The organism is Streptomyces aureoversilis, assembly GCF_042657885.1.
In the GTDB taxonomy this organism is placed as follows: domain Bacteria; phylum Actinomycetota; class Actinomycetes; order Streptomycetales; family Streptomycetaceae; genus Streptomyces; species Streptomyces aureoversilis.
Genome location: NZ_JBHSKJ010000020.1, coordinates 104,786 through 119,408, shown reverse-complemented (window position 1 = coordinate 119,408; position 14,623 = coordinate 104,786). Strand labels below are relative to the sequence as shown.

General features: G+C 75.7%; 11 protein-coding genes. 7 read left to right on the top strand and 4 right to left on the bottom strand.

Annotation, left to right across the window (positions count from 1 at the left end; genetic code table 11):
• From ACFPP6_RS29000 to ACFPP6_RS28985, 4 genes are all read left to right on the top strand, one after another.
• Nucleotides 1–1,191: a cytochrome P450 gene (locus tag ACFPP6_RS29000; protein ID WP_382048462.1), complete on the top strand. Its 1,191-nt coding sequence runs from the start codon at nt 1–3 to the stop codon at nt 1,189–1,191.
• Nucleotides 1,192–1,196: 5 nt separating this feature from the next.
• Nucleotides 1,197–1,448: a ferredoxin gene (locus ACFPP6_RS28995; protein WP_382048459.1), complete on the top strand. Its 252-nt coding sequence runs from the start codon at nt 1,197–1,199 to the stop codon at nt 1,446–1,448.
• 107 nt (nt 1,449–1,555) lie between these two features.
• Entirely contained in the window at nt 1,556–3,190 is a 1,635-nt protein-coding gene (locus ACFPP6_RS28990; RefSeq protein WP_382048456.1) for a carboxylesterase/lipase family protein, read from the top strand.
• A gap of 41 nt (nt 3,191–3,231) precedes the next feature.
• Nucleotides 3,232–4,773, top strand: coding sequence for an ATP-dependent DNA ligase (locus tag ACFPP6_RS28985; RefSeq protein ID WP_382048453.1), 1,542 nt, complete (start codon nt 3,232–3,234; stop codon nt 4,771–4,773).
• Here the strand turns inward: ACFPP6_RS28985 and ACFPP6_RS28980 are convergent.
• The 4 genes from ACFPP6_RS28980 to ACFPP6_RS28965 all read right to left on the bottom strand — a co-directional run bounded on the left by ACFPP6_RS28980 (nt 4,763) and on the right by ACFPP6_RS28965 (nt 10,987).
• Nucleotides 4,763–6,760: a glycoside hydrolase gene (locus tag ACFPP6_RS28980; protein WP_382048450.1), complete on the bottom strand. Its 1,998-nt coding sequence runs from the start codon at nt 6,758–6,760 to the stop codon at nt 4,763–4,765. The genes ACFPP6_RS28985 and ACFPP6_RS28980 overlap by 11 nt on opposite strands.
• Before the next feature lie 77 nt (nt 6,761–6,837).
• A complete protein-coding gene (locus ACFPP6_RS28975) occupies nt 6,838–8,724 on the bottom strand; it encodes an ATP-binding cassette domain-containing protein (protein WP_382048447.1) in 1,887 nt (628 codons plus the stop codon).
• Between the two features lie 80 nt (nt 8,725–8,804).
• The gene (locus ACFPP6_RS28970) at nt 8,805–10,235 is read right to left on the bottom strand and encodes a sulfotransferase family protein (RefSeq protein ID WP_382048444.1); all 1,431 of its coding nucleotides are present in this window, start codon (nt 10,233–10,235) and stop codon (nt 8,805–8,807) included.
• A complete protein-coding gene (locus tag ACFPP6_RS28965) occupies nt 10,232–10,987 on the bottom strand; it encodes a sulfotransferase family protein (RefSeq protein WP_382048441.1) in 756 nt (251 codons plus the stop codon). Before ACFPP6_RS28965 ends, ACFPP6_RS28970 begins: the two co-directional genes overlap by 4 nt.
• 186 nt (nt 10,988–11,173) lie before the next feature.
• Here ACFPP6_RS28965 and ACFPP6_RS28960 point away from each other — a divergent pair, with 186 nt between their 5' ends.
• From ACFPP6_RS28960 to ACFPP6_RS28950, 3 genes are read left to right on the top strand one after another with little or no spacing between them, the layout of a single operon-like run.
• On the top strand, nt 11,174–12,637 hold the full coding sequence (locus tag ACFPP6_RS28960) for a YcaO-like family protein (RefSeq protein ID WP_382048438.1): 1,464 nt from the start codon (nt 11,174–11,176) through the stop codon (nt 12,635–12,637).
• Nucleotides 12,638–12,674: 37 nt separating this feature from the next.
• On the top strand, nt 12,675–13,496 hold the full coding sequence (locus tag ACFPP6_RS28955; RefSeq protein WP_382048435.1) for a class I SAM-dependent DNA methyltransferase: 822 nt from the start codon (nt 12,675–12,677) through the stop codon (nt 13,494–13,496).
• 22 nt (nt 13,497–13,518) lie between these two features.
• Nucleotides 13,519–14,358 (top strand): class I SAM-dependent methyltransferase, encoded by an 840-nt coding sequence (locus ACFPP6_RS28950; protein ID WP_382048432.1) that lies wholly within the window; start codon nt 13,519–13,521, stop codon nt 14,356–14,358.
• The last annotated feature ends 265 nt before the right edge of the window (nt 14,359–14,623 follow it).

Below are 14,623 nucleotides of genomic sequence, written 5' to 3'. Positions count from 1 at the left end.
ATGTCCATCACCCACGACGAGCCCACTGCCTATCCCTTCAACGACCCCACCGGACTGGCCCTGTCCGGGAAGTACGCACAGGCGCGCCGCGGCGAGGGGCTGCTGCGCGTCCGCATGGAGTACGGCGAGCCCGCCTGGCTCGTCACCCGCTACGCCGACGCCCGGCTCGTCCTCGGCGACCGGCGGTTCAGCCGGGCCGAGAGCGTCCACCACGACGAGCCGCGCCGGGGAAACGGGCCGCGCGACACCGGCCTGCTGAGCATGGACCCGCCCGACCACACCCGGCTGCGGACCCTGGTGACGAAGGCGTTCACCACCCCGCGGGTCGAGAAGCTTCGCCCGGACGTGCGCGCGCTCGCCGAGAGCCTGGTGGACGCGATGGTCGCTGCGGGCCCGCCCGCCGACCTGGTGGAGGACTACGCGCTGCCGATCCCCGTCGCCGTGATCTGCCGGCTGCTCGGGGTGCCGGAGGAGGACCGCCCGCGCTTCCGCAAGTGGAGCGACGCCGCGCTGTCGACCAGTTCGCTGACCGCCGAGGAGAAGACGGTGAACCGGGACGAGCTGCGGGCCTACATGGCCGGGCTCGTCGAGGAGCACCGCGCCCGGCCCGCCGACGACCTGATGACCGCCCTGATCGAGGCGCGCGACGTGGGCGACCGGCTCTCCGAGAGCGAGCTGATCGAGCTCTGCGTGGGCATCCTCGTCGCCGGCCACGAGACCACCGCGACGCAGGTCCCCAACTTCGTGCTCACCCTCTTCGACCACCCCGGAGCGCTGGAGCGGCTGCACGCCGACCCGGCCCTCCTGCCGGGCGCCGTCGAGGAGCTGATGCGCTTCGTCCCGCTCGGCGCGGGGGCGTCGTTCGCCCGCTACGCGCTGGAGGACGTCGAGGTGGGCGGCACGCTCGTGCGCAAGGGCGACGCGGTCCTGGTGGCCGTCGGCGCCGCCAACCGGGACGCCCGGCGGTTCGCCGAGCCCGAGATCCTCGACATCGGCCGGGAGGCCAACCAGCACCTGGGCTTCGGCCACGGCGTGCACCACTGCCTCGGTGCCCCGCTGGCCCGGCTGGAGCTCCAGGAGGCGCTGCGGGCGCTGATCCTGCGGCTGCCCGGGCTCCGGCCGGCCGGCGAGATCGTCTGGAAGACGGGGATGCTGGTCCGCGGGCCGCGCTCGATGCCGGTGGGGTGGTGAGCCCGGTGACGGACCCGGCGGAGGCCACGGCGGACGGCACGGCGGCGTGGCGGGTGACGGTGGACCGGGGCGCGTGCCTCGGCTCGGGGATCTGTGCGGCCCTGGCACCGGGGCTGTTCGTGCTGGACGGCGAACGCTCCCGGCCCTTGAGAGGGGCGACGGAGCCCGACGAGGCGGTGCTGGACGCGGCGGACTCCTGTCCCGCGGCGGCCATCACCGTCGCCGCGGGAACGGAGGTCGTCGGGCCCCGGCCATGACGTGACGCCAGGTAATGGCGGGTGGCGGAGATACCCGTGGTTCGGGATGGGTACTACCCGGGGTGCCCGGGCCCGACCGCGCGCCCGCCTGCCGAAAGGACATACGCATGCAGCATGTCCGGCTCCCCCGTCGCCGGGGCGGGGCCCTCCTCGCCCTGCTCCTGGCCCTGATGTCCGTCGCCTCCGTCGCCGCCGCCGCGCCACCGGGCCGGGAACCCGGCACGCCGGACCGGCCGGTCGTCGGCACGGACCACGGCCCGGTGCGCGGCAGAACGCACGGCACGTACGCCACCTACGAGGGCATCCCCTTCGCCGCGCCGCCGACCGGCCCGCTGCGCTGGCGCGCTCCGCAGCCGGCCGCGCCCTGGAAGGGCGTACGGGACGCGGGGAAGCCCGGCTCCCAGTGCCTGCAGACGCCGATCTTCGGCACCGGTCCCGCTACCGGCTCGGAGGACTGCCTGTACCTCAACGTCACCACGCCGACGGGCCGCGCGGCCGGCCACGGCAGGCCCGTCATGGTGTGGGTGCACGGCGGCGGGTTCGTCGGCGGCACCGGCAGCGAGTACGACACCGGACGCCTGGCCACGCGCGGCGACGCCGTCGTCGTCACGCTCAACTACCGGCTGGGCGCCCTCGGCTTCTTCGGCCACCCCGAGCTCGGGGACGCGCCCGCCTTCGGCCTCGCCGACCAGCAGGCCGCCCTGCGCTGGGTGCGGGCCAACGCCGCCCGCTTCGGCGGCGACCCGCACAACGTGACCCTGTTCGGGGAGTCGGCCGGGGCCATCAGCACCTGTGCCCAGCTCACCTCGCCCACCGCGGCCGGCCTCTTCCACAAGGCGATCCTGCAGAGCGGGTCGTGCATGACGTCCTTCCCCCGCGGCGCCGTCGCTCCGGGGACACCCGGGGCCGGGTTCTCCGTATCGCAGCGGACCCTCCAGGACGCGGGTGCCACCGCGGCCGGGCAGCTCGGCTGCCCGCGGGGGGCCGGGGCGCTGGACTGCCTGCGCGGGCTGAGCGCGGAGAAGCTGGCGACGCCGGAGCTGGCACAGGCGTTCAGCAGGCCCGTCTACGGCAACGCCCTGCTGCCCACGGATCCGGAGAAGGCCCTCACCGCGGGCCGCTTCCACCGGGTGCCGGTGATCCAGGGCACGAACCTCGACGAGATGCGGCTGTTCGTCGGCCTGACCCTGCAGCAGTTCCCCCTGCGGGACGAGCGGGACTACCGGGCCCGCCTGGCGGATTCCTTCGGCTCCGCCGCGGGCGCCGTCGAGGCGGAGTACCCGCTGGCGGACTACGCCTCGCCCGCGCTGGCCTGGTCCGCGGTGCTCACCGACACCACGTTCGTCTGCTCGGCGGTGCGGGCCGACCGCGCGCTCGCCGGCCGGGTGCCGACGTACGCCTACGAGTTCGCCGACCGTGACGCGCCCGTCCTGGACGGCCTGCCGGTGGTGCCCGGCTTCCCCTACGGAGCCTCGCACGCCTTCGAACTGCCCTACCTGTTCACCGCCTTCCCGACCCAGCCGCCCCTGAACAGCGCGCAGCGCGCCCTGTCGGACCGGATGGTCGGCTACTGGACGCGCTTCGCCCGCACGGGCGACCCGAACTCCTCCGGTGCCCCGCACTGGCCCGCTCTCCACGAGCGGGGGCTGACGCAGTCCCTCGCGCCGGGCGCGGACGGCATCCGGCAGATCCGCCTGAGCGCGGAGCACCACTGCGGGTTCTGGGAGCGGCAGCAGGGCTGAGCCGGACTGCGCGGCGGGCACGCCCGTTGCACGATGAAGGCATGCTCCTGGCCGATGTCGCCCGCGTGTCCGCCGAAGTGGCCGCGACCACCGCGCGGTCGGAGAAGACCGCCCTGCTGGCCGGCCTCTTCCGCGGCGCGGACCCGCGGGAGGCGCCCGTCGCCCTGACCTACCTGTCGGGGCGGCTGCCGCAGGGCAGGGTCGGCATCGGCTGGAGCGTGCTGCGCTCCTCCCCGCCCCCGGCGGGCGCGCCCGCGCTGACCGTCGCGGAGGTCGACCGGGCGGTCGACGGGATCGCCGCCGTGGCGGGCAAGGGCGCGCAGGCCGAACGCAAGCGCCGCGTGGACGCGCTGATGGGCGCGGCCACGGAACAGGAGCAGCACTTCCTGCGGGGGCTGCTCGGCGGGGAGCTGCGGCAGGGCGCCCTCGACGCGCTCGCGGCCGAGGGGCTCGCGGCCGCCACCGGCGCGGATCCCGCGGAGGTGCGCCGCGCCGTGATGCTGGGCGGCTCCCTGGCGGCGGTCGCGCGCGAGCTGCTGGCCCGGGGCCCGGTGGCGCTGGCGGACTTCCGGCTGGAGGTGGGCCGCCCGGTGCTGCCGATGCTGGCGCACACCGCCAGGGACGTCGAGGAGGCGCTGGACCGGCTCGGGCCGTGCGCCGTCGAGGAGAAGCTCGACGGGATCCGGGTGCAGGTGCACCGCGCGGGCGACGAGGTGCGGATCTGGACGCGCAAGCTGGAGGAGATCACCGAGCGGCTGCCCGAGCTGTGCCGCGTGGCGCGGGAGCTGCCGGTGTCCTCCGCGGTGCTGGACGGCGAGGTGATCGCCCTGGACGCGCAGGGGCGGCCGCGCCCGTTCCAGGAGACGGCGGGCCGGGTGGGTTCGCGGCTGGACGTGGCCGGGGCCGCGGTGACGGTGCCCCTGTCCCCGGTGTTCTTCGACCTGCTGGCCGTGGACGGCCGTGACCTGCTGGCGCTGCCGGTGACCGAGCGCCACGCGGAGCTGGCGCGGGTGGTGCCGGAGCCGATGCGGGTGCGGCGCCTGGTGGTCGCGGACCCGGCGGAGGCCGGAGCGCGCGCCGCGGCGCGGGACTTCGCGGAGGCGGTGCTGCGGCGCGGCCACGAGGGCGTGGTCGTCAAGGCGCTGAACGCGCCGTACACGGCGGGCCGCCGGGGCGCCGCGTGGCTGAAGGTCAAGCCGGTGCACACGCTGGACCTGGTGGTGCTGGCGGTGGAGTGGGGTCACGGGCGGCGCACGGGGAAGCTGTCGAACCTCCATCTGGGTGCGCGGCGGCCGGACGGCTCGTTCGCGATGCTGGGCAAGACGTTCAAGGGCATGACGGACGCGATGCTGGCGTGGCAGACGGAGCGGCTGCGGGGGCTGGCGGTGAGCGACGACGGCTTCGTGGTGACCGTGCGGCCGGAGCTGGTGGTGGAGGTCGCCTTCGACGGTCTCCAGCGGTCCTCCCGGTACCCGGCGGGGGTGACGCTGCGGTTCGCGCGCGTGGTGCGGTACCGGGAGGACAAGCGGGCGGAGGAGGCCGACACGGTGGAGGCCGTGCTGGCCCTCGGCGCTAGGGGTTGACGTTCACGGTGGCGGGGCAGAGGCGCCGCGGCTTCTTGTCGCCCTTCAGCTCGGCGTCGACGCAGCCGCCGGGCAGGCCCTCGTACGCCTTCGTGCCGAAGTTGGCGGTGACGGTGAGGGTGCCGTCGCCGAAGGCGGTGCGCTGGACGGTGCGGTCGCCGGTGAGGGTGCGGAAGTCCGTCATGGGCTCGGTGCCGGCCGCCTTGTGGAGGGGCGAGAAGTACTTCTGCAGGGCGGCGAGCTCACTGCCCTGCTTCTCCAGGGAGTCGCCGCCGATGACGAAGTTGAGCGGGGTGTTGTAGAGCATCGCCAGCAGGGCGCGGTCCGTCTTCTGCTGCGGCAGCTTGTCGTAGGAGAGCTCCCAGCGCTCCACGTTGACGAGGGAGTCGTGCAGGGCCGTCTCGTACAGCGGGACGCGGTAGGCGGGATCGTACATGGCCTTGGCGACGGCGGCCGGGAGCTCGGCGGGCTTGAAGAAGATGCCGGGTGCCTTGGCCGGGGTGTAACCGCCCCACTTCTCCTTGTCGCGCTGGGCAGCCCACAGGCCGTCGTGGACGGGGGTGCCGGAGCCGTGGTTGTACGAGAGCACCTCGTTGGCCCAGGCGCCGGCGGACTCGGAGCCGAGGGCGAGGCGGTCGCCGTCGGCGAGGCGCTTCATGCGGGCGAGGCGGTTGGCGCGGTCGCGGGCCTTGGTCTGGGGGTGGGCGGCGCTGTGGTCGCGGTAGAGCTCGCCGGCCGCGTCGACGTCGAGGAAGTAGCTGTCGGCGCCGTTGGCGGTCATCTTGCGGGTGCGGTCGGCGAGGTAGTGGCGGGTGGGCTCGGCCTTCTCGAACGCCTCGGTGCTCAGGTAGCAGCCGCGGTCGTGGAAGCCGGGCTCGGGCGAGCCGTCGGCGCGCTGGACGCAGAAGCCGGGGTAGACCTCGTCCGGCCAGACGGAGGTGGGCGCGTCGGACTTCTGCGGGTCCTGGCCGTTGGCGAAGGAGTCGTAGGGGCCGACGAGGTAGCCGGCCTCCTTGGCGGCCTTGACGGCGGCCGGGGTCATGGGCTGGTCGTCGGCGTCGTAGCCGAGCCACATGCGGTCCACGCCGAGCGCGCGCAGCTTGCGGACGCCGTCGGCGGTGCGGGCCGGGCCCCAGGTGTAGGCGTGGAAGGCGCCGAGCAGCTTCTTGTTCGCGGGGACGGCCGCGATCTTGCGCTTGAGGCTGCCGAGCTGCCCGTGCTCCTTCAGCCAGGCGCGGTGGTCGAGGGCGGGGGCGACCGGGGAGCCGTCGGTGAGGCTGAAGGCGACGGTGTAGTCGGTGGTGCCCTCGCCGCGGGAGAACGCGTGGGCGGCGGTGGCGCGCAGCGCGCCCTGCTCGGAGGTCACACCGAGCGTGGTGCCGATGTCGGTGGGGACGAGGTAGCTGACGCCGGTCCGGCCCGCGGACCAGCCCCACAGGGGCAGCGAGAGGCCGGAGTCCATGGGGGTCTCGCTGCCGGCGAGCCCGGCCTCGGGCGAGTTCCAGAAGGTGTCCCGGGCGGGGATCGACAGCCCTTCGCCGCGCGGCAGCTGCAGTGCGGCGGAGGCGGAACCGGCGCCCGTGACGGGCCACTTCAGGGTGCGGTCGGCTGCGCCGGTGGAGCGGACGGTCACGAGGAGCCGGCCCTTGTCGGCGCGGGCGGTGACCTCCAGGCCGGTGCCGGGGTACGTCCAGCGGGCGCCGTCCGCGGTGGTGGTGACGGCGCCGGGGGCGCCGGGGGCGGTCGCGGCCGGTGCGGAGAGCTCCACGGTGCCGCCCGCGGCCGTGCGGGCGGTCACGCGCAGGGTGGCGGTGTCGACGGTGGCGGTGCCGCCGCGGACGGGGACGTCGACGGACTGGCCGTGCACGCGGACCGTCTGGGCGGGCGCGGCGGCGTGGGCGGGCTCGGCGAGGGTGATGCACGGGAGGGTGGCCGCGAGCACGACGGCGGCGGCGCGGGCGGTGCGGCAGGAGGTGAAGAGGTGCATGGGGAGTTGATAACGAACGCAGGTAAGAGGGTTTTAAGAACCCGGCGTTGCCGCGGTCATTTCGGCCCCGCGCCGCGTCACCGGTCCTGGGAAAGTTTGTACAGCTCCGCGAAGAGTCCTCCTCCGACGGAGAGTTCCTCGAAGGTGCCCTCCTCCACGACGCGGCCCTCCGCGAGGACGACGATGCGGTCGGCGATGCGGGTGTTGGTCAGATTGTGCGTGACGAACACGGCGGCGCGTCCCGCGGCGAGCTCCTTGAAGCGGCTGATGACGGTGTGCTCGGCGCGGGGGTCCATCGCGGACGTGGGTTCGTCGAGGACGAGGACGGCGGCCTCGCGGTAGAAGGCGCGCGCCACGGCGAAGCGCTGCCACTGGCCGCCGGAGAGGTCGTGGCCGCCCCAGAACGACTTGGCGAGGAGGGCGTCCAGGCCGCCGGGGAGGCCGTCGAGGACGCTGTCGGCGCCCGCGGCGCGGGCCGCTGCGTGCACCAGGTCGTCGCCGCCGCGGGGCTGGCCCAGGGTGATGTTCTCGCGGGCCGCCATCGGCCAGCGCGTGTAGTCCTGCGGGACCAGCCCTACGCGCGACCAGACGTCCTGGGGGTCGGTCTCGGCCAAGTCGGTGCCGTCCCAGGTGACCCGCCCGGCCGTGGGCAGGTACAGCCCCGTCAGCAGCCGGGAGAGGGTGGTCTTCCCGGAGCCGTTCTCCCCGACCAGGGCGACGAGTTCGCCCGAGCGCAGGGTGACGCTGACGCCGTCCAGGGCGGGCCTGCCGGGCGGGGCGCCGGGGTGGCGGTAGGAGACGTCGTGGGCGCGGATCTCCCGGGGGCCGCCGGCCCCGAGCCGCAGCGGGCCCCGCACGGCCCGCAGTTCCTCGGCCAGGTCCAGGAACGCCTGCCAGTCCTGGAGGTAGAGCGAGGTGCGGAAGAGCCGGGCCCCCGCCATGACCAGGGCGGTCAGCGCGGCCGTGGAGGCCCGTACGGCGACGACCGCGGTGGCGGCGACCGCCAGGCCCATGGCGCCGCCGAGGACGAGCGCGCCGACGGTCAGCCAGGTGAGGGCGAGCATGGCGCCGGAGCCCGCCGCGCCGCAGAGCGTCACCAGCAGCACGCGGGGGGCGGCGGCGCGGTGCCGGGTGCGGATCCGGTCGGTGAGGTGGGCGTACCACTGGCGCAGGTACGGGGCCATGGTGCCGGCCCGGATCTCGGCGGCCGTGCGCGGCTCGGTGCTGAAGCGGCGCAGGAGGTAGCGCAGCCGGTTGTCGGCGAGGCTGGTGTGGGCGGCGCGGTGGGCGATGCGGGCCGCGGCGACGGCGGCGGCTCCCTTGGGCAGCACGGCGAGGGCCAGCAGGGGCAGCAGCAGGGGGTGCAGGGCGGTGAGTACGACCGCCGCGGCGATCAGCTGGGCGACGGCGGAGAGCAGCACCTGGGCGTCGGTGATCAGGTCCTGGGTGGCCTGGGCGCCCGTGCCGGCGGCCTGCAGGGCGTCGTTGAACTCGGGCCGGTCGTAGGCGGTCAGCTCCACCTCGGGGGTGTCGGCCAGGATGCGCTCGTCGGCCAGGGCGGTGACCTCGGGGGCCAGCCGCAGGGCCGCGTACTGGGCCGTGGCGTCCGCGCAGGCGCGCACGGCGGCGGCCGCGGCGGCGACGGTGAGCGCGGGCAGCACCGCGTACAGGTGCCCGGCGGCCGAGCCGGGGCCGAAGAGCCCGGCCATGACGCGCGCGGTGGCGGCGAGCGCGACCGCCGCGGCCGCGGCCGCCACGCATTGGGCGGCCAGTATCTGCAGCGTGGCCGCCCGGTCCGCCGCCCACCCCAGCCGGGCCGCCCGGCCGAGGACGGCCGGCAGCCGGCCCGCCATCTGCCGCAGGCTCGCGGAGACCACGCGGTGGAAGTGCGGGTCGTCCCAGCCGAGGTCGAGGTCCGGCTGCGCGGCGGGGGCGGGGATGCGCGGGGCGGTCGCGTTCGTCACCGGGTCATGGTGCCGTCACACCGGCCGCCGCGTGGCGGAACTCTCCGTCCCGTGGCCCTTTAGGGGATGCAGGACCGCTTTCAGCGGGGCAGGAGGTCCAGCGGATTCGTCCTGGTGTGCGGGAAGGGCACGGCCGGGACCCGCCGGCCGAGGAAGGGTGCGAGCTTCTCCCAGCCCTCGCCGCCGCAGACGTCGAGGACCAGCAGGTCGCCGGGGCGGCGGGCGAAGTGGGCGCGGACGCGGGCGGTCTGGGCGTCGTACGCCCGGGCCAGCCGCTCCCGGTCGAAGCCGTGCCCGCCGCAGACCCGCTCCTGGAACAGCCGGCGGGCCTCGTGCTGCGCTGCCCGCTCCGCGGCGGGCGCTCCCGCGGGCCAGCCGGTGTCCCACAGGCGCTCGGCGGCGCGCAGCCAGCCCTCCTTGTCGCGCACGGTCAGCACGAACCGGGATCCGGGGTGGAGGGCGTCCAGTTCGGAGAGGTGCGGCAGGGCGAAGACGTCGGCCAGCCCGTCGTAGTGGCGCAGGGCCGGGAAGCGGCCGTCACCGCGGCGCAGGGCCTCCATGTCGCCCGCGCCGAAGGGGAACGAGGCGAGGTCGAAGCCCAGTTCGTGCAGCGCGGTGGTCAGGCTGCGCGTCCCCGTGCCGGGCAGGCCGAGCCCGAAGACCTTGACCCGCTCCTCGCGCGGGAGGCCCTCGGCGGCCTCGTACACGTCCGCCATGGCGGGGGGCGGCAGCGGAGGCAGTCCGAGGGCCGCGGTCTCGCGCGCCGCGACGGCGGGCAGCTCTTCGATACGGGCAGCGAGCTGAAGGGGCGTCACGGCCTGCGGCACGCGCTCGCGGCTGTGCCGGACCGCCTCCCGCGCGACCGTGAAGTCGGGGCCGTCGCCCCACTGCGCCATGGCGGCCTCCAGGCGCGCCCGGGTGCCCTCGTCGCGGCTGCGCAGCTCGCGCAGCGCGTACTTGGCGTAGATGTCGGCGTAGTCCTGGAGGTGGTCGTGCAGGATGCGGAAGCCCTTGAGCTGGACGCCGGGCTGGAGCTCCCGGCGGGCGAGGTGGCGGCGGAAGGCCTCGGGGCGCAGCACGGGGCCCAGCCAGTCCCGCGCGAAGGCGCCGAGGTCCGCCCCGCGCATGCCCCGCACCAGGTCCGCCCGGGTGATGTGCACGCCGCAGTGGACCCGGCCTCGGAAGCGGTCGTGCACGAAGCAGTCGGTGTAGGCCAGTTCGTTGGCGTCCAGGAACGGCCGCATGTCCTCCAGGACGAGGCAGTCGGCGTCCAAGTGGACGACGTGCGAGGCCTTGTGGTGGTCGATGGCGAGGATCCGGTCCACGGCCGCGGACAACGGCCGGATGTTTTCGGCGATGTGGACGCGGTTCGGGCGGATGTTCTCGAGGGCGAGGCGCAGGGCGAGGTCGGTGGTGCGCTCGCCGACCGTCCGCAGGACCAGGTCGACGTGGCGCCCGCCGGGCGGGGAGAAGTCCCCGGGGAGGGTCCGGATCCGGCCGGACGCGCTCACCGCGCGCCCCCGGCGGGCGCGGTGGGCCCGGCGGGCGCGGTGGGCCCGGCGGTGCCGTCGGCTGCGGCGTCCCCGGCCGGGACCCTCGCGTAGGCGTTGGTGTGCGGGAAGGGCCCGTCCGGGACGGGGACGCCGAGGAAGGGCGCCAGCCGCTCGTAGCCCTGCCCGGCGGTGATGTCGAGGACCAGCAGGTCGCCGGGGCGGCCGGCGAAGTGGCGGAGCACCTCGGCGGTGTGACGGCGGGCGACCGTGCGGAACCGCCCGGCGTCGAACTCGTGGCTCGCGTAGACGGCGGCCCGCAGGAAGCGCTGCAGCTGGGGGTAGACCTCGCTCCGGCCGGCCTTGCCGTCGATCGCCGGCTTCCAGTGGGTGCGGCAGGAGGCCAGCCAGCCCTCCTCCTCGCGGACGGTGAGGATGAACTTGGCGCCCGGCCAGGCCCGGTCCAGGTCCTGGTAGTACGGCACGACGGTGATGTCGGTGATGCCGTCACGGTGGTCGAGCAGCGGGAAGCGGGCGGTGCCGGCCAGGAGCGCCGCGTAGGTGCCCGGGTCGGCCGGGTAGTGGGCCACGTCGAAGCCGAGCGTGCGCAGGGCGACGGTCAGGGACCGGGTTCCGGTGCGCGACAGGCCGATGCCGAAGATCTTCGGCCGGGCGGCGGGGGCCGGCGGTCCGGGGCGGGGGGCGGAACCCGGGCGGGGAACGGGTCCGGGGTTGGGAACGGATCCGGGGCGGACTGCGCGGTCGGGTGTCATGTGCTCGCGGCCTCCTCGCGGGGGTGGCGGGACGGTTCCGGGCCCGGTGGCCCGTGCGCCGTCGCCACCGTGCCGGATCGCACGGAATTGTCAACGGCACGCCGGGCGGCCGGAATTCACCGCCGCAACGCCGGTTGCGGCGGGTGCCGTTGTGCCGGCGCTGCGCCTTTGGTCCAATCGAGGGCGATGACCACACCGCACCCGGACGCCCCGGGAGACGCGCCGTCCCCGGACGGCTCCGGACGTGCGCAACGCTGGCGGCCCGAGGTGTTCGCCCCGTTCGCCGAGGGACCGGGCGTGGTCTTCGCGCGCACAGCCGCGCGGTCACCGGAGTTCGGCCGGACGAGCGCGAGCGGCGCGGCCCGGGTCCTCATCGGCGGCGCCGCCGGCGACGACCGGGCCGACGTCGCGCTGCGCGCCCGGGGCGAGTTGCTGGAGCGCATGGGCAACGTGCTGGCAGGACGGGCCGCCGAGAGCGCGGCGCGCTGGGTGGGCGACCACGACGGCTGGCGGCGGCGCGGCGTGCCCGCCCTGGACCCGGCCGAGTTCGGCGACGGCACGGGCGGTACGGACGCGCGGGCGGTGCGCCAGCTGTGGGTTCCGGCCCGCTCCGCGCTCACCGGCGCCGAACTGCTGGTCCCGGCGGGCGAGGTGTTCCTCCAGCACCGCCCGCCGCCCGGCTGCGGCACGACGTCGGGGGCGGGATCGACGGGCCTGGGAGCCCGGCCGGACCGGGAGGCAGCGGCCGGTCACGCCGCCTACGAGCTCCTCGAACGGGACGTGATCCGGCGCAGCTGGTACGGGCCCGGTGTGCCGCCGCGCGCCGTCCCCGCGGACGACCTGCTGCCCGGGCCCGTACGGCTCCTCCTCGCCGCCCTGGGCCTGCGGGCCGCCCTCCTGGCACTGCCCGCACCGGCCGGCACGGAGTGCGCCGTGGTCTGCGTCCACGGCGGGGCGCCGCCCGGCCGCCCCGGCCAGAGCTTCGGCGCCCGCTGCGCGCGGGCGGGCGACCGCGCGGCGACGGTGGCCAGGGCCGCCTACGAGGCCCTGATGGTGCGCTGGAGCATGACCAGCCCCGTGGCCCTGCGCACGTGGGAGGGCTGGGGCGGCCGCACCCCGCCCCGCACGGCCCTGGAACACGCCCTGTGGGCCTTCCACGGGCAGGACGCGTTGGGGCACTGGACGGGGCGGGGGCGTGGCGGGGCGGGGGATGCGCTCGACGGCGGGCGGGGCGACGCGACCGGGGCACGGCCGGAACGGGCCGGGCCGGAGAGCCGGGCGGACGGGGTTACGGATGGGGTGACGGATGGGGTGACGGCTGGGCCCGGCGACACCACGATGCCCCGGCCGCGGCGGGAGGGGCCGGGGACGCGACCGGGCGACCGCGTGGACGGGTCCGGCGGCGGGCCCGTGGACGCGGTGCGAGCCCCGTACGGGCGGGGCTCATGCGACCGGCGGCCGGCCGAACCGTCCGGCGGGCTCGCCGCGCTCGCCGCGCACACCGGCGGCGACGTGCTGCTCGTCGACACCGACACCCCCGGTATCCGCGCGGAAGGAGTCCGCGTGGTGCGGGTGATCGCCCCCGGTGCCCGGCCCCTGCCCGCCGACGACAGCCGGATGCCCGGCGCGCTCCCCCATCCCTTCGGCTGACCGCCCCGGCCGGCCGACCGCGAGAAAGGGCTCGACCATGACCTCATCCGGCTCGCCGGACTACACCGCCTTCGCCGCCCGCTACGACTCCTGGTTCGCCGCGTCCGGCACCACCGCGGCCACCGTGGCGGCCCTCGCCGGGCTCGCCGAGGCGGCCGGGCCGGGGCCGGCCCTGGAGCTGGGCATCGGCACCGGCCGGATCGCGGTGCCGCTCGCGGCGCGCGGCGTGGAGGTCCACGGCATCGACGCCTCCCCGGCCATGGTGGAGCAGCTGCGGGCCAAGCCCGGCGGCGAGCACATCCCGGTGACGATGGGGGACTTCAGTACGGTCGGGGCCGGGGCCGGCGCCGATTCCGGGCCCGATACCGGAGCCGGGGGCGGAGCGGGGGCTGATTCCGGCCTTCCGGGGACGTACGCGCTCGTCTACGTCGTCAGCGGCACGTTCGCCGAACTGCCCAGCCAGGACGCCCAGGTGGACTGCTTCGCGGGCGCGGCCCGGCGGCTGCGCCGCGGCGGCCTGTTCGTCCTGGACGCGCACGTGCCCGAGGCCCTCGCGGACGACCGGTCCACGGGCGGCCAGGTGCTGCCGACCGGCAACGGCGAGGTCGTCCTGCGGTTCCGGGAGACCGACCGGGCGGCGCAGCGCTACCGCTCCCACTACGTCGTCCTCGACAAGGGCGCGGGCGGCCTCGGCATGCACCGCACGACGGTGTCGTTCCGGTACGCGGCGCCGGGCGAGCTGGACCTGATGGCGCGCCTCGCGGGGCTGCGGCTGCGCGAGCGCTGGGGGGACTGGACGGGCGCGCCGTTCACGTCGTCCAGCGCGTACCACGTCTCCGTCTACGAACGCCCGGAGTGACCCGGGGGAAGGGAGGGCGGCCATGGACCCCGAGGCGTACATGGCGGAGAACCGGCGGCAGTGGGAGGCGTGGACGCCCCTGAAGGCCGCCTCCGCCTTCTACGGCCTGGACGACTTCCGCCGCGGCGGCATGCGGATCCGCCGGCTGGAGGTCGAGGAGGTGGGCGACGTGTCGGGCCTGTCGCTGCTGCACCTGCAGAGCCACGTCGGGCTGGACACGCTCTCCTGGGCCCGGCTCGGGGCGCGCGTGACCGGCGTCGACTTCTCCGCCGAGGGGACGGAGACCGCGCGCTCCCTGGCCCGCGACGTCGCCCCGTCGGCCCGGTTCCTCTGCGCCAACGTCTACGACCTGCCGCGGCACTTGGACGAGACCTTCGACCTCGTCTACACCTCGCACGGGGTGCTCGGCTGGCTGCCGGACCTGCGCCGGTGGGCGGCGGTCGTCGCGCGGTTCACGGCGCCGGGCGGCCGGTTCTACCTCTTCGAGTCCCACCCGACGGCCTGGCTCTTCGACAACCGCACGGACAGCCGGGAACTCGCCGTCCGCTACCCGTACTTCGGCTCCGGCGAGCCGTTGCGCTGGCGCTACCGCAGCCCGCTGGCGGTGCCGGAGGCCGAGGCGGACGGCTGGGAGTTCTCCTGGGGGCACACCCTGGGGGGCATGGTGAACGCGCTGCTGGAGGCGGGGCTCGTCATCGAGTTCCTGCACGAGTGGCCGTTCGTGGCCTGGCCGATGTTCCCCTTCCTGGAGGAGCGCGACGACGGGTGGTGGCACCTGCCCGCCGACGTTCCCGCCGTGCCGCTCTCGTTCTCACTGCTGGCCCGCAAGCCCGCGCCGGACGCCGGGAAGGACGTCCTTTGAGCCACGGCGGCCGCGGACACGTGGAAACCGCTGGTCGGCGGGCGGATGCGGGCGGCTCGGAACGGCCCGTTCCACCATGGCGATCACGGTGTCGCGCGGGCACCATGTCAGCCGGGTGCGCCGGTGTTCCGACGCCTCGTCGAACGCAAGACCCCCTCACCGCCGAAGGAGCGGAAATGCCCCAGGACATCGTAGAAGTCCAGGAAGTCCCGGTCGAGGAGCTCCCCGAGCTCGCCCTCATGGTCGACATACCGTTCGAGGAGTA